This window comes from Mesorhizobium sp. WSM4816 (genome assembly GCF_055811535.1).
In genome coordinates, this window is the sequence record NZ_JBVVQR010000004.1 from 277,950 (window position 1) to 295,866 (window position 17,917).

Here is a 17,917-nt window from a genome sequence, read left to right on the forward strand (position 1 = left end):
GGCGCGTCCGCCGGCGTCACTCCTTGGAGATCTGGCTGACGAAATTGGTGTCGAAGCTCGGGCCGAGCGCAAAACCCTTGAGGTTCTTGCGCAGGCCGGCCACTTCCAGCTGCTGGTGGACGATGATGAAAGGACTGGCTTCGAGAACCTTCCTCTGCAGATCCTGGTACATTGCGGCGCGCTTGGCCGCATCCTTCTCGAGCAGGGCAGCCTCGGTTTCCTTGCTCAATTCCGGAATGTCCCAGGCGTTGCGCCAGGCCAGCGTCTTGGTCTTGCCTTCATCCGAATTGTCGGGGTTGCTGGCGAAGGTCTGGGCGTTGGAGTTCGGATCGAAATAATCCTGGCCCCACTGGCCGATATAGATGTCGTGATTGCGAGCGCGGTATTTGGTCAGCGTCTGCTTGCCGTCGCCGGGAATGATCTCCAGCTTGACGCCGGCCTGGCCGAGCGTCTGCTGGAACGATTCCGCCATGCCGGTCACCGGCTGGGTGTTGCGTACGTCCATGGTGACGCTGAAGCCGTCGGCCAAGCCGGCCTTGGCGAGCAGTTCCTTGGCCTTGGCGAGGTCGAATTTGAACGGATTTTCGTCCAGCTCGCCAAGCACGCCTTTTGGCAGGAAGGTCTGGTGGATCTCGCCGATGCCCTTGAGGATGGTCGAGCTCAAGGCATCATAGTCGACGAGATATTTGAAGGCCTGGCGAACCTCCGGCTTGGCGAGGTTCGGGTTCTTCTGATTGAGGCTGATGTAGAAGACCGTGCCCTTCGGCGCGCTGGTGGTGGTAAGATTGGCGTTCTTGGCGATGGCGTCGAGGTCGTTCGGCTCAAGATTGCGGGCAACGTCGATGTCGCCGGCCTCCAGCGCCAGGCGCTGGCCCGAGCTTTCCTTCATGTTGCGATAGATGACGCGGGCGAGCTTGGCCTTTTCGCCGTGGTAATTGTCGTTGCGCTCCATGACGACGACCTCGTTGGCCCGCCATTCGCGCAGCTTGAAGGCGCCGGAGCCGGCATAGCCGGTCTTCAGCCAGGCGTTGCCGAAGTCGTTGTCGTATTTGTAGTCGGCACTGGGCGTCACCGCGGCGGCATGCTCCTTGACCAGCTTGGCGTCGACGACCGACGCGACCGTTGCCGACAGGCAGTTCAGGACGAAGCTCGGCGCATAGGCCTTGTCGACCGTGAACTGGAACGTCGTATCATCGACGGCCTTGGCCTTCTCGGTGACGTTGTCGCCATTAATGCCGAACTGGCCGATGATGAAGGCCGGGCTCTTGTCGAGCTTGATGGCGCGCTCGAACGAGTAGGCGACATCAGCCGCGGTGATCGGATTGCCCGATGCAAATTTCAGCCCGGGCTTGAGCTTGAAAGTGTAGGTCAATCCGTCGTCGGAGACTGTCCAGCTTTCGGCGAGATCGCCCTTGACCTTGGACGTGTCGCTCAAGTCGAGGCGGACAAGCAGATCGTAGGTGTTGCCGGTGACCTCGGCGGTCGACAGCTCGAACGCCTCACCCGGATCCATCGAGATGATGTCGTCGATGGCGAAACCCTCGACCAGCGTGTCGGCCGGCGTGACCGCAAGGGCAGGCGCACCGGCCAGAAGCAGCGCGGACATGGCTGCGCCGGCAAGCAGGACGCGGGAGCGTAAGGCAAACTTTTCCATCATCATTTTTGACTGTTCCCTGTTTTTGTTGACCTGAGTTCCCGGCTCAGGGTTTGGCATTCACTTGACACATCGGCCCGAAAATCGGAATCGATTTTCGGAAAGCACGATGTGTAGTTCAAAGTCTTAGAGCGTCCTTTGCGCGTCCAACGGACGCGCGGCGCTCTAATCGAACGGTGACCCTGAATCGGTCGTCCTGGTGATTTTTATCCAGTTCGGCCTCACCATATCCGGCGGTTTCAGGCGCGGCAACGAGCATTTGCAAAGCTGTTTGTTGGGCCAGATCAGGCAGCCACCACCGCCGGAAGCAACAACCCGGAGCGCAGCTATTTCAACGCGGTGACCAGGTCGGCGTCGGGAAAACAGGTGGCGGCGCGACCGTTCCTGGCCTGCCATTTGCCGATCGACCGGCGCGTCTTGAAACCGGGCAGGCCGTCGGCGCTGCCGACATCGTGGCCCTCGGCCTCCAGCGCCCGCTGCAAGGCGGCGATATCGGACCTGTGGAGCCCGCCGACCGCGCCCCAGCGCCCAGAAAAATTGCTGTCGCCGTTGGCGATGCGGTCAGCGCCGTGGCCGATGAACAGGGCGTAGAGATCGCTGGTGTTGTATTGCTTCAGCACGTAGAAATTGGGCGTGACGATGAAGGCCGGACCGCTGCGCCCGGCCGGCATCAGAAGGAAGCCTTCGGCCTTCAATTCGCGCGCCGGGAACGGTCTTGCCGCGACACGCTTGATGCCCATATCAGCCCACTCGGAAATCCTTTTGCCCTGGTCGGGGCCTTCGAGCGAACAGGAGACCGCTTCCGGCACCGTCACCTCAAAACCCCAGCCGCGACCCTTCACCCAGCCATAATGGACGAGGTAGTTGGCGATCGAGGCCAGCGTGTCCGGCACCGAGTTCCAAATGTCGATCCGACCGTCGCCATCGAAGTCGACGGCATGTTTGAGGAACGAACTCGGCATGAACTGCGGCTGGCCGAGTGCGCCGGCCCATGACGATTTCATCGCGCCGACCGGGGCCAGCCCGCGCTCGACGATCTCGAGCGCCGCCATAAGCTCGGTGCGGAAGAAATCCTTCCTGGTCGCCATGAAGGCCTTGGTGCCCAGCACTTCGAAGGCGTCGTAAGGTATTTTCGCCGCGCCAAAGCCGCTCTCGCGACCCCAGATCGCCAGCAGCACCTCGCCCGGCACGCCGTAGCGCTTCTCGATCGCAGCAATGGTCCTGGCATTGGCCGCCTTGCGCGTGCGCCCACCAGCGGTCACGGCGCGAACCGTCTTTTCGGCGAAATAGGCGCCGGGCGAACCGAACTCGGCCTGATGCTGCTTTTGCGGCGTCGTCGCTTTTTTGCCCGGCATTACCAGGTCGGGCAGTTTGAGGTTCGGTTTGGTGCCGTCGAAGGCGGCGTCGAAGGTTTTTCTGGAGATGCCGTTGGCGTTGGCTTCGGGCCAGAGGTCGTTGTTGAGCCAGGCGCGGAACTGGGTGTCGAGTTTTGTGGCGGAGGCGGGAGTGGTGGCGAGGAGGAATGCAGTCAGTGCGGCGAGAAAAAAAGCAGCCAATCTGCAAAGTCCGCATTCCGTCGCGCCCCCCTCTGTCCTGCCGGACATCTCCCCCACTTGGGGGGAGATTCGCAGCTTTGATTTTGTCGCCAATCTTGCAACATTGAAGACTGGCGAAAACAGGCGCGACAGCCAATCTCCCCCCTCGTGGGGGAGATGTCCGGCAGGACAGAGGGGGGCGCGACGGAATGCAATCATCTCAATAGGCCCCCCCTTCAAAACGCCGTCCGCGAGCGCAGCGCGGCGGCCAGCGTGCCTTCGTCGAGATAGTCGAGTTCGCCGCCGACCGGGACGCCATGCGCCAGCCGCGTCACCTTGATATCGAAGCCGGACAATTGATCGGTGAGATAATGCGCGGTGGTCTGGCCCTCGACGGTGGCGTTGACGGCAAGGATCACCTCCTTGACCTCGCCGCCGGCGACGCGGTCGACCAGCGAGCGGATGTTGAGCTGCTCGGGGCCGATGCCGTCGAGCGGCGACAGCGAGCCGCCGAGCACGTGATAGCGGACATTCATGGCGGCCGCCCGCTCCAGCGCCCACAGGTCGGCCACGTCCTCGACGACGATGAGCGTGCCGGCGTCGCGGCGCGGATCGGTGCAGATCATGCAGGGGTCGGACGTATCGACATTGCCGCAGGTCGAGCAGATGCGCACCTTGTCGACCGCCTCGCTCATGGCGGCGGCGAGCGGCGACAGCAACTGCTCCTTCTTCTTGATGAGGTGAAGCGCTGCCCGCCTGGCCGAACGCGGCCCAAGCCCCGGCACCTTGGCCAGGAGTTGGATCAGGCGTTCGATCTCGGGACCGGCGATTCGCTTCGACATCGCATCGGTTTAGGATTTTTCAATGGGTTTTGGAACACCGCAGCGGCATGTGTCCTTCGAGCGCAACGACGCTGCTGCGGGACAATCGCGTCGGCTTGCGCTGCCGACGTCGACTATCAATAGCTCAGTAGGCTTCCAGCGGCCTGCCTTGGCCGGCGATCATCGCACCGATGGCATCGGTGTTCTCGGGTGTCGATTCAAACGACATCGTCGGCTCGGCCGGCGCCGCCGAAAATGAACTAGCCGGTTGCGCACCGGCGGTGCTGCCGAAACGGGCGGCGTCCGGCTCCTGCATCGCCACAAAGGTCACCTTCTCCGGCGTTGCCTTCCCTGGAGTAGCCTTTGCCGGTTGCGATGCGACCGCCGTCACATAGGTTGCCTTGGTCGGTGTTAATTTGGCGGCCGGCGCCGCAGAGGCCATGAGCGTCACCGGTGCGGCGCGCGACCGCCGCGGCGTCGCCTGCGCCACCGCGACCGTTGGCTCGTCCGGCAACGGTTTCCAGTTCCGGCCGCGCTTTTCGTAGAAGGCGTTGCCGCCGGCGACCATGGTGTAGTGCATGTTCTTGTAGGGGAAACGCAGGCCGGCGGTGTGAAAGAACATCGAGTTCTTCAGCTTGGCCTTGCGCTCGCCCCTGAGCACCGCCTCGGCGGCTTCCTCGACATCGGGCATCGCCTTCGAATTCATCGGCCGTGTCATCACGCCCGGCGCGAACTGGCCGCGTTCGCCGACCACCTGGCAGATGGTGTTGCCGTGCTTGCCGGAGCGCAGCCGGTTCATCACCACCGTGCCGACGGCAATCATGCCGTCGCGGCTCGACCGGTTGGATTCGAAGAACATCGCGCGCTGGAGGCACTCCTTGTCCTTCGCTGTGTGATTGTAGGGCCGGGACCTGGCGGTATCGGTCAGGCTGGCCACGGACAGGCCGTGTGTGGTCTGACTGCAGGCGGCCAAAAACAGCGGAGAGGCGATGACGCCGAGCAGCAACGGCGTCTTCCATCGGGTCACGATCAAAGATATCCCCTCATTCTGTCGCCAGCCCGCCCCTGGTTGCGGCAAGAATGAGACACTTTCGGGCAAAAAGATGGCTAAAGCGTTATTAAGTCTGCGGAGTTGCCCAATAGACACAGCGGGCGGGCAGACGGTGAATCGCTGCGCTCCCCGGACTCGCTCGATCGGCACAACCATCAATACAGCTGAGAGGCTGTTGGAAAGTCGTTCCGGCGAGTCATATGGTGGTGGTTTCGAGAACCGGAGCGGAGCGGACATTTTGGGTCCGTGAGCACCGGAAGCGCAGAAACCGCCATCAGATGGCCGCCGGAGTAGAGTTTCCAAGCCTCTTAGAACGGCAGCTTCATTCCCGGCGGAATCGGCAGCCCGGCGGTCAGTGCCTGGGTCTTTTCCTGCATCATCTGTTCGACCTTGGCCCTGGCGTCATTGTGGGCGGCGAGAAGCAGATCCTCCAGAATCTCGACCTCGTCCTCCTTGAACAGCGACGGATCGATCTTCAGCGCCTTCATCTCGAACTTGCCGGTCAGCGTGACGCTTACCAGGCCGCCGCCGGCCTGTCCGGTGGCTTCCAACGTGGCGATCTCGTCCTGCATGGCCTGGAACTTGGCCTGCATTTCTTTCGCCTTGCCCATCAGGCCGAGAAGATCTTTCATCGCGTGGTCCTCTATGATTGATTTGTTTCTTTTTTAAGCATGATCGTCTCCGAAAACCGGCTCTCAATTTTTTGCTTCGCTGACCTTCGGTTGCTCAGGTTTCGTCTTCGTCGGTGGCCGGCTCGATCGGAACCTCGGCCTCCACCGCATCGGCTTCCGGTGCGTCGGGAATGCGCACGTCGATGATCTTGGCGCCGGGAAAACGCGCCAGGATGGCGGCGACGGTCGGGTCGCTCTTGGCGTCAAGGAGGGCGTTTTCGCGCTTGGTCGATTCCATCTCGGCCAGCGTCTGGCCGCCCGCTTCCTTCGACAGCGACACCAGCCAGCTGCGTCCGGTCCAGGCGCGCAATTTGGCGGTCAGATCGTTGAGCAGCATCTTCGGCGCGTCGTCGGTCAGGCCGACGTCGATGCGGCCCGGCTCGATGCGCACCAGGCGCACGCAGCGCTTGACCAGCACCTTGAAGGCGATGTCGCGCTGGGCGTCGGCAAGGGCGATGATGTCGGCCAGCGATTTCACCGGCACCGGCGGCGCATCGGCGACCGGCTCCGGCGCCGGAACGAAAGGCGCAGGCATCGGCTCGGGTTCGACCAGCCGCATGGTCTGGGCGCCGCCATTGGCCGCCGGCATCCGCGTCTGCGCCACGCTGGCGCCGCCATTACCGGGATTTGCTGGGCCGGGATTTGCCGGGCCGGGATTTGCGGCGGCAGGGGTTGCGGGTGCACCATTCGAGCGTGGCGCGCCATTCGGCACCGACGCTGCGCCCTCCAGCGATTTCAGCGCCTCGTCCAGTGTCGGCAAGTCGGCGGCATGCGCCAGCCGGATCAGCACCATTTCGGCGGCGCTGACCGGCCGGTTGGAGGACTGCACCTCGGGAATGCCTTTCAACAGCATCTGCCAGGTCCGCGACAGCACCCTGACCGACAGCGCCTTGGCGAAATCGGCGCCGCGCCGTCGCTCGTCCTCTGACAGCGAGGCGTCCTCGAGGGCTGTCGGCACGAAGCGCAGCCGGGTGACGAGATGGTTGAACTCGGCCAGGTCGGTCAGCACAGCGGCCGGATCGGCGCCGGTGTCGTACTGGTTGCGGAATTCGGCCAGTGCGGCCGCCACATCGCCCTTCATCACATGTTCGAACAGGTCGACGATGCAGGCGCGGTCGGCCAGCCCGAGCATGGCGCGCACCGCTTCGGCGCTGACCACGCCGCTGCCATGGGCGATCGCCTGGTCGAGAATGGACAGCGAATCGCGCGCCGAGCCCTCGGCCGCACGGGCGATCATCGCCAGCGCGTCGTCATCGACCGCGATGCCTTCTTTTCCGGCGATCGAGGAGAGGTGCGCGACCAACGTGCCGGCATCGATACGCCTGAGATCGAAGCGCTGGCAGCGCGACAGAACGGTGATCGGAACTTTTCTGATTTCGGTGGTGGCGAAAATGAATTTGACGTGCGGCGGCGGCTCTTCCAGCGTCTTCAGCAGGCCGTTGAAGGCCTGCGTCGAGAGCATGTGCACTTCGTCGATGATGTAGACCTTGTAGCGCGCCGACACCGGCGCGTAACGCACGCGCTCGATGATGTCCCTGATGTCGTCGATGCCGGTGTGCGAGGCGGCGTCCATCTCGATGACGTCGACATGGCGGCCTTCCATGATCGCCTGGCAATGCTCGCCCGGCACGGCAAGATCGACCGAAGGCTGGTCGACATCAGATGTTTTGTAGTTCAGGGCCCGCGCCAGTATGCGCGCCGTCGTCGTCTTGCCGACACCGCGCACGCCGGTCAGCATCCAGGCCTGGGCGATGCGGCCGGTGGCGAAAGCGTTGGTGAGGGTGCGGACCATCGGCTCCTGGCCGATCAGTTCCGAGAAATTGGCAGGACGGTATTTGCGCGCCAGAACGCGATAGGCGGCGGCTTTTTCCGTTCCCGAATTTCCGGCTTCGCTCATTCGCCCGTAAAGCTCCAAGGGCCGCGGCTCAAGGCGGCCGATTCCTGCGCATAGTTTCGCCCGCAGGGCTTGGCGCCGTCAATGTCGCGGGAGAAAGGCGAAGAGGTGGGAGGCTGGAACAATGACCCGTTCCGGGCTCGTTAGGGCTGCTTCCTTCCGGACCTGACCCGGTTGGCGAGTGGACCGTCCACCACCAACCTCCCGGCTCCCATATCGGCAATCCGGCGATGAAATGCAAGGGCGCAGTGACAGGCGGCGAAACCAGAAAATAAAAAAACCGCCTCGGAGGCGGATCGCTGGCGCGATTAAGCACCATGTTGAAACTACTGGCATAGCGGCCGGCACAAAGCAAGAACAGATGAGCGAAAGCCATGGCCGGCAGACCAGAGGGGGCGAGATGGTGACTTCATTCCAGCCCAAAGTCTTGGCAGGCCATACCCTGAGTTCTTCGCCGGACCATCATCGCCACGATAGGCCTTGATTCGCTTGCCGCCCTCTTGCGGGCTAACGGCGGCCGCTCTAGCGTCCATGGAGTAAAAAAATACTACAAAAGTGAAGGAAACGCCGATGTCGCCGGGCCTCGAGGCCGGATTCACGCTGGATGCTCGTCTGGAGGCCGACAGCGAGCAGTTGATGTGGCTCGGCCTGTGCGAGTTGCGGGTGATGAACGACTGCCGCTGGCCGTGGCTGCTTCTGGTGCCGCAGCGGCCGGGCGCGGAGGAAATCCATGATTTGACGCCGCTCGACCAGGCGATGCTGACCTTCGAGACCAATATGGTGGCGCAGGCTTTGAAAAGCGTGACCGGCTGCACCAAGATAAACAGCGGCGCACTTGGCAACATCGTCCGCCAGTTGCATGTCCATGTCATCGCGCGCTCGGAAGGCGATCCCGGCTGGCCGGGCCCGGTGTGGGGGCACGGTATGCGCGAGCCCTACGAGCGCTCGGACCTCCGCCGGTTTGCGCAGAAGATAAAGGCGGCGCTATAAGCCTGTCCCGTGTCCATCCTGAAGTTGAGTCTCGATGAGCTTCCGCCTGTTTGACGCGCCCTTGCGCGAGCCGAGCCAGTTCGTCGGCTTTGCCGGCAACATGATCGATCGGCAATCGGAAAACCGCGCCGACGATTCCGTCGAAAAGGCGCTCGCCGATCCTTCAGCCAGGCTTTTGCTGATGCATGGCGGGCGGCTCTACCTGAAGCTCATTGGTGGCGGCTTCGACCCCTGGTTCGGCGCCGAGGAAAGCCGGCCGCTCGAAGCGTCGCTCGACCGTGGCGTCCTGCTCGGTTTTTCCGACAGCGGCCCGGTGCTCGCCGTACCGGCCGGCATCGACCCCGAACAGCTGCCCGATACCATCAAGGCCATCGACTATCGCTCGGTCTACATGCAGGGGCTGATCGACGAGGCGGCGGCCGGCGCGATGGCGCAAGGAGCAGCGCTGCTCGCCTGGCATGCCAGCCACCGCTTCTGCAGCAAATGCGGCGCTGAAGCCGCGATGCGGGCCGGCGGCTACAAGCGGCTTTGCCCGGCCTGCGCCACCGAGCATTTTCCGCGAACCGACCCGGTGGCGATCATGCTGACGGCGACGCGTGAAAAATGCCTGCTCGGCCGCGGCCGGCATTTCGCGCCCGGCATGTATTCGGCGCTTGCCGGCTTCATTGAGCCGGGCGAGACGATCGAGGCGGCGGTGCGCCGTGAAACGCTGGAGGAAGCCGGTATCCGGCTTGGCCGCGTCGTCTATCACGCCAGCCAGCCCTGGCCGTTTCCCTATTCGCTGATGATCGGCTGCTTCGGCGAGCCGCTCAACGACGACATCCAGGCCGACCTCAACGAGTTGGAAGACTGCCGCTGGTTCTTTCGCGACGAGGTGCTTTCGATGCTGGCCCGCGAGCATCCGGGGGGCCTGGTCACGCCGCCGAAGGGCGCGATCGCCTACAACCTCATCCGCGCCTGGGCCGACAGCGCATAGCCTGCAGGGGAAGCAAAGATGATCCGTCATACAGTGGTGTTCAGGCTGAAGCACAAGGAGAACTCGGCCGAGGAGGCAAAATTTCTGGCAGACGCCAAAATACTGGCGGCGATACCGGGCGTCGAGGAATTCGAGCAGTTGCGGCAGGTCAGCCCGAAGAACGATTATCGCTTCGGCTTCTCGATGGAGTTCGCCGACCAGGCTGCCTATTCCGGCTACAACGACCATCCCGACCACGTCGCCTTCGTCCGCGACCGCTGGATCCCGGAAGTCGCGGCGTTTTTGGAGATCGACTACGCGCCGCTGAGTTAAGTTGGTGACTTGCCGGTGAAAACCGCCAGTTGAGCGGCGAAAGCACGCTTGTAGGCGGGCCGGGCTTCGCCGCGGGCGACATAGGCGGAGAGGTTCGGATATTCGTCCAGTATACCCGACCCGCTCAACCTTAGCAGCACGTGCACCATCATCAGGTCCCCGGCGCTGAACGCGCCATCGAGCCAGTCGGCATCGCCAAGACGACCGGAAAGCTCGCCCAGCCGGTCACGGATGCGATCTTCGACCATAGGCAGGCGCTGTTCATGCCAGGTCTCGTCGCGCTCCAGGAGCACGGCGGTTTGGCGTTCAAGGATCGGCGGCTCCACGGTGTTTAGCGCGGCAAACATCCATGAGATCGCGCGCGCCCTGGCATTCGCCTCGTCTGGCAGCAGGCCCGCATGGCGCTCGGCGATATGGAACACGATCGCCCCCGACTCGAACAGCGCGAGATCGCCTTCTTCAAAGGTCGGAATCTGCCCGAAAGGATGAAGCGCGAGATGCGCGGGTTCCTTCATCGCTTTGAACGAAACGAGACGAACCTTGTAGGGCAGGCCGACTTCTTCGAGCGCCCAGCGAACACGCATGTCGCGCGCCAGTCCCCTGCCGCGATCGGGCGACCGTTCAAAGGCAGTGATGGTGGGGGTCATGGGCAGGCTCCAGGTGATTGAATGACGCCATCGTGCGTGCCGTCGTTGATCGAGATCAGGCTCCGCATCTCGTCGCCTTCCTTCTTCGATTGTGCCAAGCAGAGGACGAATGTCGAGCCGGAATTCCGACATCTGGGTAAGAGAAGTTCGCGGGATCTGGGAGTGATCTCGCAGTCAGCCCCGGTGCTGTCGCCGCGCCGGAAGATGGCGTTAGATTCGGGTCCGGCGAAGACTGGCTTGCTTGAGCCCGTTGTCCCACATGTGACTGGCGCTGTCCTGGCGTTGCCGAGATTGCGTTCGTTGAGCGCCCGCGCCGAGCGCGTGCGTTCCGAGCGTCACCTGCCGCTCGGCGCGAGCCGAACGGCAGGTGGGCTGGCTCTTACTGGCCTGATGCATGCTGGTGGGCGTGTGGCGCACCGGGATTGTGATGCGCGCAGGTCACCCGCGGATTGAACTGGGCGAAGATGCCGTTCGGGTTTTCTCGATAGAGCCAGACATGCCGGTCGTGATGCGGCTCGAAGTTATGCGCCTCATCCACGGGCGTCGCCGGGTCGTCGATCATAGTGTCCCAGGGAACGCCGTGGAACGAAGGCGGGGCGTCGTGGCCGGCTTCCTTCCACGCTTTCGCGAAGACGAGATTCTCCACCGCGATCAGCTCGAGCGATCCGTCGGCCTGCGGCTCGTAGACGAGGACCGCGGGCTTGCCGAAGTCCGTGTGCGTGCCGGTGCCGTCGACGCGCGGGTTGGGCGGAGCGGTGATGCCGAGCATATCGGGGCGAAAGTAATGGAGGCCCATAGCCCCTAATTTCGGCGGCTGTCCCGTCATTTCAGCGGTCTCGCACATGTTTGCGGGATCGCGGATGTAGCCCTCCGCGAGCGCGACATTGACGTTGCGGAACCGCTCCGTTGCATGGCGGATTTCGGCAAGGCTCGGCTCGCCGGGCGCGGGAGACGATGATGAGTCGATCCGCGCGGCCTCCGCAAGTGTCAGCGGAGCGGCCGGGGCGGCGGTGGTAGTTATGATCGCGATTGCAGACGCGACAAAGGTTGCTGATCTTGAGGTCATCTGGATGATCTCCCGTATTCCTATCTTGTGATGACGTAGTAAGAATGCCTGTAGTTTCTATCGACGTCCCGAGACAGCATGACTACCACCAAAGTGTTTATGCAGTATGTCTTGATTGTTTCATTTGAAATACGTTCAAGTTTATTTATTGATAACGACCTCCGTTTATACTGAAGCGCCCCAACGAGCAGACGGCATCAGTCTGTCAGTAGCCAGGGAAGTGCTTGCGCATGGCCCGCTCCTCCTGGAATATGCGGATGCCAAGCGGCACCGCGTAGATCGCCAGGCCGACCACAAGAGTGAAAAAGGCGTGCAGCGTAAGCGCGAAGCCAAGGAGCTCGGGGAGAATGTTGAGATAATAGTTCGGATGGCGAACCCACCCAAAAAGAGGGTGCGTTATCAGCACATGGTCTCGGGCGATCATTAGCTTTACCGTCCAGAAACGACCAAGCAGAAACGCGACGACCAGCAACATCACGGCACCGAAGCCATACAGGACTAGCCCGATGATCGTGACGAGGTCGAAAGACGTCGGTCGAGCAAGGCCTTCAATCGAAGCTGTGATGTAAAAGGTAATGTGGGCCAGGGCGAGCCAGCGCGAGTTCCGCGAACCGTACTCGATGGCCCGATTCTCTCGCAGCGCTTGTTCATTTCGCATCGAGATCGCAAGCATCACGATGCGAAAGACAATGGCTGCGATGATGAACAAGATAAGCATGCGGACGCATTCCAATCACAAGTTTCGCCGCGTCGACGGAAGCTACCGTCGTAGCCAGCGGTGCCGCCATGCGTGCGGACGGTAATATCCGGCGCAGCGACTCTCAATCCGAGAGCCGCCACGCCGATCGGTCTCTTTCGCGGCGCTGCCGGTCGTCACCTGTCTCTTCTTGGCCGCGCGAAGCGCGCGGAGGAGGAAATCAGCGCGTTGAGCGGCTCGGCTGCATCGGTCAGCGCGCGTGACTGCGTCGCACCGAGGATCGGCAGAGCCGTCTTGTCGATCAGTCCGATCTGCGCAAGCACCGAAGCTTGGTCCCAATAGATGTGCTCGCTTTCGACCCGGCCGTCCTGAATTGAAACGATAGCGATCCACCGGGATGTTCACCGGCCTGCCGGTCGGCTCGACGCCGGGCAGGATCCACGGCATCTCGATATCGTGAATGAAAGAGAACAGAAACTCGTCGACGATGCGTTTCTCTCCTACGGTCCGTGAGATGAGATCGAGCCTGGTGTTTTGCGGACTGCGGCCAATCAAGGACGTCGCATAGAAGTTCCGGACGTTGTCCCAGCCGCGGCCGCCGGTGGCGACCGGTACATGAATGACGTGTGGGTCGTTGACCATGGTCTGCATGGTTGCATCGACGTCCTTGGTGATGAATTCGTGATCCATATGGGCCTGCCAGACGTCCGTCATGTCATGGTCAGGCGCAGCAGTACGCGTCCGTGGTAGCGGTGTCGTCATTGCTATTTCCTCGTCAGACGTGAGAATTGAATAGTGGGAGGGATGAAGGAGCGACCCGCTCCGCGCTACGACGCGGATGCGAACGGCAGAGATTGTGGCGTCTGTTCACTCGCCTGCCGCACCAGTTGCTCGACCTCCTGCCGCAACGCCTCTTCGGGCAGCGCCAAATCGAGCGGATCCCCGTAAGGCTGGTCGAAGGGCATGCCGGTCGCCCAGTAGACTTCGACGAGATTTCCCTCAGGGTCATCGAAATAGAACGCAAGCGATACACCGTGATTGAAGGCCATCTTGATCGGCGGCCCCATGTCGATGATGCGCGTGTAAGCGGCGCGCAGATCGGCCAATGTGCCAACCTTGAAGGCGATGTGGCGCAAGGCAGGATTGGTGAAGATCGCGATCTGATGGGACTCTTCGGCCGGATCGCTGCTCAGGAAGGCGGTGGCGCCGAACGGGTTTTCTTCGCCGCTGCCGCCGACCACCTGAAGGCCGAGGACATCCTCATAAAATCGCGCGAGCGCAGCCGGGTTTTCGGCGACCATGCCGACGTGGCGAAGACCAACGATCCGTGGCGCGGTCGCCCTGCCTGTTTTGTTCTCAGTTACGATGGCGGGATCGGACCGATCGACGGCGATCCCCCCGTATCTGAAGTGCTTCGTAGTCATGGTGACAAACTCCGTGTTGACTCAATTCCGTCCGCTCGTCGATCCGATGCGAACGAAGGCGGGCCGAAAAATTCGCGGAGGACGTTACATTCCGATTTCAGGAGCGAAGGAATCTGCTTTCAGTTGAAACACCTTCCGCGACCCGCCTGTCATGTCCATGGCCGGCCGCCCTGTGATGGCGTGCAAAAAGGCCAACTCCAGTCATCGCAGGGTGGAGAAAAGTGATTGGCTACCTATTTCGGAAGAGGGCGGATGGGGAACTTGGCCTCAAAGCGAAAGGATCCCGCAAATGGCAAAGAATACGATTTGCCTCTGGTACGATAAGGACGCCGAGGCTGCCGCCCGCTTCTACTCCGAGATATTTCCTGACAGCGTGGTGGGTGCTGTGCACCGTGCACCCAGTGACTACCCGGCCGGCAAAGAAGGCGACGTGTTGACGGTCGAATTCACAGTCGCAGGCCTTCCTTGTATCGGCCTCAACGGGGGTCCCGAGTTCAAGCACAACGAAGCGTTCTCGTTCCAGATCGCCACCGACGATCAGGAGGAGACCGACCGTTATTGGAATGCCATCGTCGGCAATGGCGGCCAGGAGAGCGTGTGCGGCTGGTGCAAAGACAAATGGGGGATTTCCTGGCAAATCACGCCGCGCGTGCTGACTGACGCGATGGCGGCTGGCGGCGACGAGGCAAAGCGCGCGTTTGATGCGATGATGACCATGGTGAAAATCGACGTCGCCGCGATCGAGGCGGCGCGGCGCGGTTGACGCCCCTTGTGTCTTGCGGCCAAATTGCTGCCAGAGCTTGTCCGTTCGCCACCCAACTGCTCGTCAATCGCGCATGACCGCCGCGACGGAGGCGCGTAGCGCGCTGGCGAAGTCGGGATGGCCATAGAGGTCGTTGTGGCCAGCCGCTATGGCGATGTGGCTGCGCAGGTCACGCGCAGCCGCGCGCAGGGGCGCCGAACGCGCCGCAGGAACGATGGTGTCGTTTTCGGCGGTGATGACGGCCGTGGGCACGTCGAGGTTGCGCAGAGCTTCCACTGCTTCCATGCGGTGCCGCAGCAAGAGGCGCACCGGCAACCAGGGGTAGTGGTGAGCAGCGAGTTCTCTCAGCGAATCGAAGGGCGTCACCATGACGATGCCGCGCAACTGCCGGGACGTCGCCAGATCGGCCGCAACCGCAGCGCCAACGCTAAGGCCGATGGCGACGATGCCGGCTTTGGCATCGGTGGCCAGGTGGTCATAGGCGCGTCGGGCGTCCTCGAACAGGGCGGCGGCCGACGGGCTGCCGCTGCTCGGCGCATAGCCGCGGTAGTGCAGCGCAGCGACTTCGTGTTCGGGGAATAGCTGGTGCAGCAACAGGGCAAGTGCGTCGGCGTTCCAGGCATTGCCGGCGAATCCCAGCAGCAGCGGGCGTGGCTCGGCCGCCTGTCCTGCCGGCAGGCGGACCAGAACGACGCGCTCGCCATCCTCCGTCGCCAGTTCGACATGGCGAGCCCCGGCCGGCAGATCGGGTCCGAACGCCGCAAGGCCGGCCGGAAAGATCAGCCAGGACTGAAGCACATACACGACGGCGACAATCACTGCATACAATCCAGCGACTGCGAGCGTCAGTTTCAAAAGCCACATCGCAGGAATGTCGCCCGATGCTCGTCACCTGGCAAGGCATTGCGCTAATCCGCCACCTTCCATTGCTCGCGCGACTGGCTGGCCGGGTAGACGCCCAGAATCCGCATTTCGCGCGAGAAGAAGGCAAGCTCATCGAGCGCCAGTTTGACCAGCGGATCGTCGGGATGACCCTCGATGTCGGCATAGAACAGGGTCGCGGTGAATGCGCCGAGCTGATAGCTCTCCAGCTTGGTCATGTTGATGCCGTTGGTGGCAAAGCCGCCCATCGCCTTGTAGAGCGCGGCCGGCACGTTGCGGACGCGGAAGATGAACGTCGTCATCATCCTGGCCTCGGCCGAGGGACGTTCTGCCCACTGCCTGTTCCTGGTCAGCACGACGAAGCGGGTGACGTTGCTGTCGGTGTCCTCGACATTCTGCTCGATGATGTCGAGCCCATAGAGCGTCGAGGCCAGAGCCGGCGCCAGCGCGGCCATGGTGCGGTCCTTCAGCTCGGCGACCAGCTTGGCTGCGCCCGCCGTGTCGCCGGCGACCACCGGCTTCCAGCCGTTCTTGCGGATATATTTGCGGCACTGGCCGAGCGCGTGGATGTGGCTGTGCACGGTCTTGATCTCGTCGCGCCTGACGCCCGGCAGAACCATCAGCTGGAAATGGATCGGCAGGAAATATTCGCCGACGATGTGCAGCTTCGATTCCGGCAGGAGATGATGGATGTCGGCGACGCGCCCGGCAATCGTGTTCTCGATCGGGATCATGGCGAGGTCGGCCTTACCGGTCTCGACCGCATTGAAAGCATCCTCGAAAGTCGGGCACGGCAACGGCTCCATATCAGGGAACATGTTGCGGCAGGCGGTGTCGGAATTGGCGCCCGGCTCGCCCTGGAAGGCTATTCTATTGGTTTTTTCAGGCATGCCAATGTCTCAGGTGTTCAAATGTCTTAGGTTGAAAGGACGGTTCTGGCGCGTTCGAGATCGTCCGGCGTGTCGACGCCGAACGGCGCCGACTGCACGATCTCGGCATCGATGCGCATGCCGGCCTCCAGCGCCCGCAACTGCTCGAGCTTCTCGCGCCGTTCCAGCGGCGACGGCTGCAGCGCGACGAAGCGCTCGAGCGCTGAGCGGCGATAGGCATAGAGGCCGATGTGATGATAGAGCGGCCCCTCGCCCCAGGGTGCCGTGGCGCGGGTGAAGTAGAGCGCCCGCAACCGTGTCTCGGACAGCGGTGAGCCGACAATCTTGACGACGTTCGGATTGGTCTTCTCCTCGTCGCGGACGATCTCGATGCCGAGCGTGGCGATGTCGACCGTCGCATCCTCGAAAGGCCTCAGGGCGGCCTTGATGATGTCGGGATCGATGGTCGGCAGGTCGCCCTGCACATTGACGATGGTTTCGACCTTGCGCCCGGGATCCAGCGTGGCCAGCGCTTCGAAGATGCGGTCGGAGCCCGATTCGTGGCCGACGCGCGTCATCACCGCCTCGAAACCGTGCGTGCGCACCGCCTCCGCCACGCTCTGGGTATCGGTGGCGACCACCACCCGGCCGAGCCCGGCCTCGGCGGCGCGGCGGGCGACATGGACGATCATCGGAACGCCGGCGATGTCGGCCAGCGGCTTGCCCGGCAGGCGGGTCGAGGCCATGCGGGCCGGGATGAGGATCAGCGTGGACATCGGGTGATGAAGCATCCGAAAAAGAGGAAGGGAAAAGTGGCAAAAGGTCTCACTGGAAGCGCCCTTATAGGTGTTGCAACGCCAGAGCAAAAGACCTAGTTTCCGCCCGATTTGACCGCCTCGCGGGGTGGTTCACGATTACCGACGGACGGAGTGGACGGATCGGTCCGCCGGAAAAGGGAGCCTGGGGCGTATGGACTCTTTCGAAATCAACAAGCTGATCGGCGGCCTGCTCGGAACCGTGTTCGTCGTCTTCTCGGTCGGCATCATATCCGACGCGCTGTTCGCCTCCCCAGCACCGGAAAAACCCGGCTACGCCATCGAGGCGACCGAGGAGCCTGCCGAGGGCGGCCCGGCAGCCCCCGCCGAAGCCAAGCCGATCGCCGACCTCCTGGCCAACGCCAATGCCGAGGCGGGTGCGGCCGTGTTCAAGAAGTGCCAGGCCTGCCACACCGGCGAAAAAGGCGGGCCGAACAAGGTCGGCCCCGATCTGTGGGACATCGTCGACCGTCCCATCGCCGAACATGCGGGCTTCGCCTATTCGGCGGGGATGAAGGAGTTTTCCAAGGGCGGCGCGGAAAAATGGACGTACGACCACCTCAATAACTTTCTGCTTTCGCCGAAGAAGCTGGTGAAGGGCACGGCGATGGGATTCGCCGGCCTGCCGAAGGACGAGGACCGTGCCAACGTCATCGCCTATCTGCGCACGCTGTCGGACAGTCCGAAGCCGCTGCCGACACCCGGCGCTTCGGCCGAGAATGCAGCCGCGCCCGCCGAAGGCGCGGCACCGGCCAAGCCGGCAGAGGGTGAAGCACCGGCCGCCCCAGCTCCGGCCCCTGCTGCTCCCGCACCGGCTCCAGCGCAATAACGCAATTGTCATGGACAAACT

Annotated in this window: 19 protein-coding genes and 1 other RNA gene; 5 read left to right on the top strand and 15 right to left on the bottom strand. The window is 62.8% G+C overall.

Annotated elements, in window-relative coordinates; genetic code table 11:
- Positions 1–16: 16 nt before the first annotated feature.
- The 7 genes from AC0L3H_RS07520 to ffs all read right to left on the bottom strand — a co-directional run bounded on the left by AC0L3H_RS07520 (position 17) and on the right by ffs (position 7,831).
- Positions 17–1,660, bottom strand: a complete 1,644-nt coding sequence (locus tag AC0L3H_RS07520; protein ID WP_473585010.1) for an ABC transporter substrate-binding protein — start codon at positions 1,658–1,660, stop codon at positions 17–19.
- Between the two features lie 320 nt (positions 1,661–1,980).
- Entirely contained in the window at positions 1,981–3,258 is a 1,278-nt protein-coding gene (locus AC0L3H_RS07525) for a lytic murein transglycosylase (RefSeq protein WP_473585011.1), read from the bottom strand.
- Between the two features lie 167 nt (positions 3,259–3,425).
- Entirely contained in the window at positions 3,426–4,031 is a 606-nt protein-coding gene (recR, locus tag AC0L3H_RS07530) for a recombination mediator RecR (RefSeq protein WP_023802085.1), read from the bottom strand.
- 124 nt (positions 4,032–4,155) lie between these two features.
- Entirely contained in the window at positions 4,156–5,043 is an 888-nt protein-coding gene (locus AC0L3H_RS07535; RefSeq protein WP_473585012.1) for a cell wall hydrolase, read from the bottom strand.
- A gap of 326 nt (positions 5,044–5,369) precedes the next feature.
- Entirely contained in the window at positions 5,370–5,693 is a 324-nt protein-coding gene (locus tag AC0L3H_RS07540) for a YbaB/EbfC family nucleoid-associated protein (RefSeq protein WP_065005911.1), read from the bottom strand.
- A gap of 94 nt (positions 5,694–5,787) precedes the next feature.
- Positions 5,788–7,629 carry a DNA polymerase III subunit gamma/tau gene (locus tag AC0L3H_RS07545; RefSeq protein WP_473585013.1) on the bottom strand — a complete coding sequence of 614 codons (1,842 nt, stop codon included), beginning with the start codon at positions 7,627–7,629 and terminating at the stop codon, positions 5,788–5,790.
- A gap of 105 nt (positions 7,630–7,734) precedes the next feature.
- An RNA gene (ffs, locus tag AC0L3H_RS07550) (signal recognition particle sRNA small type) lies at positions 7,735–7,831 on the bottom strand.
- Positions 7,832–8,196: 365 nt separating this feature from the next.
- Between ffs and AC0L3H_RS07555 the strand changes: the two genes are divergently transcribed.
- Genes AC0L3H_RS07555 through AC0L3H_RS07565 form a run of 3 tightly spaced genes read left to right on the top strand, consistent with a single transcriptional unit; the run spans position 8,197 to position 9,904 of the window.
- The gene (locus tag AC0L3H_RS07555) at positions 8,197–8,616 is read left to right on the top strand and encodes an HIT domain-containing protein (RefSeq protein WP_473585014.1); all 420 of its coding nucleotides are present in this window, start codon (positions 8,197–8,199) and stop codon (positions 8,614–8,616) included.
- A gap of 34 nt (positions 8,617–8,650) precedes the next feature.
- Positions 8,651–9,592: an NAD(+) diphosphatase gene (gene nudC, locus AC0L3H_RS07560; RefSeq protein WP_473515041.1), complete on the top strand. Its 942-nt coding sequence runs from the start codon at positions 8,651–8,653 to the stop codon at positions 9,590–9,592.
- An 18-nt stretch (positions 9,593–9,610) separates the two neighbouring features.
- Entirely contained in the window at positions 9,611–9,904 is a 294-nt protein-coding gene (locus AC0L3H_RS07565) for a Dabb family protein (protein ID WP_473585015.1), read from the top strand.
- Here the strand turns inward: AC0L3H_RS07565 and AC0L3H_RS07570 are convergent.
- From AC0L3H_RS07570 to AC0L3H_RS07590, 5 genes are all read right to left on the bottom strand, one after another.
- Positions 9,901–10,551: a glutathione S-transferase family protein gene (locus tag AC0L3H_RS07570; RefSeq protein WP_473585016.1), complete on the bottom strand. Its 651-nt coding sequence runs from the start codon at positions 10,549–10,551 to the stop codon at positions 9,901–9,903. The genes AC0L3H_RS07565 and AC0L3H_RS07570 overlap by 4 nt on opposite strands.
- 379 nt (positions 10,552–10,930) lie before the next feature.
- Positions 10,931–11,617, bottom strand: a complete 687-nt coding sequence (locus tag AC0L3H_RS07575; protein WP_473585017.1) for a hypothetical protein — start codon at positions 11,615–11,617, stop codon at positions 10,931–10,933.
- Between the two features lie 205 nt (positions 11,618–11,822).
- The gene (locus tag AC0L3H_RS07580) at positions 11,823–12,335 is read right to left on the bottom strand and encodes an isoprenylcysteine carboxylmethyltransferase family protein (protein WP_473585018.1); all 513 of its coding nucleotides are present in this window, start codon (positions 12,333–12,335) and stop codon (positions 11,823–11,825) included.
- Between the two features lie 42 nt (positions 12,336–12,377).
- The gene (locus tag AC0L3H_RS07585; RefSeq protein ID WP_473585019.1) at positions 12,378–13,076 is read right to left on the bottom strand and encodes a hypothetical protein; all 699 of its coding nucleotides are present in this window, start codon (positions 13,074–13,076) and stop codon (positions 12,378–12,380) included.
- 65 nt (positions 13,077–13,141) lie between these two features.
- A complete protein-coding gene (locus AC0L3H_RS07590; protein WP_473585020.1) occupies positions 13,142–13,738 on the bottom strand; it encodes a VOC family protein in 597 nt (198 codons plus the stop codon).
- A 289-nt stretch (positions 13,739–14,027) separates the two neighbouring features.
- On the opposite strand from AC0L3H_RS07590, the gene AC0L3H_RS07595 reads away from it, so the two are divergent.
- Entirely contained in the window at positions 14,028–14,501 is a 474-nt protein-coding gene (locus AC0L3H_RS07595; protein ID WP_077379551.1) for a VOC family protein, read from the top strand.
- Positions 14,502–14,564: 63 nt separating this feature from the next.
- Here the strand turns inward: AC0L3H_RS07595 and AC0L3H_RS07600 are convergent, their stop codons facing one another.
- The 3 genes from AC0L3H_RS07600 to AC0L3H_RS07610 all read right to left on the bottom strand — a co-directional run bounded on the left by AC0L3H_RS07600 (position 14,565) and on the right by AC0L3H_RS07610 (position 17,028).
- A complete protein-coding gene (locus AC0L3H_RS07600) occupies positions 14,565–15,320 on the bottom strand; it encodes an alpha/beta hydrolase (protein WP_473585021.1) in 756 nt (251 codons plus the stop codon).
- 89 nt (positions 15,321–15,409) lie between these two features.
- Positions 15,410–16,273 (bottom strand): prephenate dehydratase, encoded by an 864-nt coding sequence (locus AC0L3H_RS07605; protein ID WP_473480063.1) that lies wholly within the window; start codon positions 16,271–16,273, stop codon positions 15,410–15,412.
- A gap of 26 nt (positions 16,274–16,299) precedes the next feature.
- On the bottom strand, positions 16,300–17,028 hold the full coding sequence (locus AC0L3H_RS07610; protein WP_287070562.1) for a 3-deoxy-manno-octulosonate cytidylyltransferase: 729 nt from the start codon (positions 17,026–17,028) through the stop codon (positions 16,300–16,302).
- A 193-nt stretch (positions 17,029–17,221) separates the two neighbouring features.
- Here AC0L3H_RS07610 and AC0L3H_RS07615 point away from each other — a divergent pair, with 193 nt between their 5' ends.
- The gene (locus AC0L3H_RS07615) at positions 17,222–17,896 is read left to right on the top strand and encodes a c-type cytochrome (RefSeq protein ID WP_473585022.1); all 675 of its coding nucleotides are present in this window, start codon (positions 17,222–17,224) and stop codon (positions 17,894–17,896) included.
- The last annotated feature ends 21 nt before the right edge of the window (positions 17,897–17,917 follow it).

Coding starts and splice junctions, on each gene's coding strand:
- AC0L3H_RS07585 (WP_473585019.1), bottom strand. CDS start 13,076: ATGACGACACCGCTACCACGGACGCGTACTGCTGCGCCTGACCATGAC.
- AC0L3H_RS07590 (WP_473585020.1), bottom strand. CDS start 13,738: ATGACTACGAAGCACTTCAGATACGGGGGGATCGCCGTCGATCGGTCC.
- AC0L3H_RS07565 (WP_473585015.1), top strand. CDS start 9,611: ATGATCCGTCATACAGTGGTGTTCAGGCTGAAGCACAAGGAGAACTCG.
- AC0L3H_RS07520 (WP_473585010.1), bottom strand. CDS start 1,660: ATGATGATGGAAAAGTTTGCCTTACGCTCCCGCGTCCTGCTTGCCGGC.
- nudC (WP_473515041.1), top strand. CDS start 8,651: ATGAGCTTCCGCCTGTTTGACGCGCCCTTGCGCGAGCCGAGCCAGTTC.
- AC0L3H_RS07555 (WP_473585014.1), top strand. CDS start 8,197: ATGTCGCCGGGCCTCGAGGCCGGATTCACGCTGGATGCTCGTCTGGAG.
- recR (WP_023802085.1), bottom strand. CDS start 4,031: ATGTCGAAGCGAATCGCCGGTCCCGAGATCGAACGCCTGATCCAACTC.
- AC0L3H_RS07575 (WP_473585017.1), bottom strand. CDS start 11,617: ATGACCTCAAGATCAGCAACCTTTGTCGCGTCTGCAATCGCGATCATA.
- AC0L3H_RS07580 (WP_473585018.1), bottom strand. CDS start 12,335: ATGCTTATCTTGTTCATCATCGCAGCCATTGTCTTTCGCATCGTGATG.
- AC0L3H_RS07595 (WP_077379551.1), top strand. CDS start 14,028: ATGGCAAAGAATACGATTTGCCTCTGGTACGATAAGGACGCCGAGGCT.
- AC0L3H_RS07525 (WP_473585011.1), bottom strand. CDS start 3,258: ATGTCCGGCAGGACAGAGGGGGGCGCGACGGAATGCGGACTTTGCAGA.
- AC0L3H_RS07570 (WP_473585016.1), bottom strand. CDS start 10,551: ATGACCCCCACCATCACTGCCTTTGAACGGTCGCCCGATCGCGGCAGG.
- AC0L3H_RS07605 (WP_473480063.1), bottom strand. CDS start 16,273: ATGCCTGAAAAAACCAATAGAATAGCCTTCCAGGGCGAGCCGGGCGCC.
- AC0L3H_RS07615 (WP_473585022.1), top strand. CDS start 17,222: ATGGACTCTTTCGAAATCAACAAGCTGATCGGCGGCCTGCTCGGAACC.
- AC0L3H_RS07545 (WP_473585013.1), bottom strand. CDS start 7,629: ATGAGCGAAGCCGGAAATTCGGGAACGGAAAAAGCCGCCGCCTATCGC.
- AC0L3H_RS07610 (WP_287070562.1), bottom strand. CDS start 17,028: ATGTCCACGCTGATCCTCATCCCGGCCCGCATGGCCTCGACCCGCCTG.
- AC0L3H_RS07540 (WP_065005911.1), bottom strand. CDS start 5,693: ATGAAAGATCTTCTCGGCCTGATGGGCAAGGCGAAAGAAATGCAGGCC.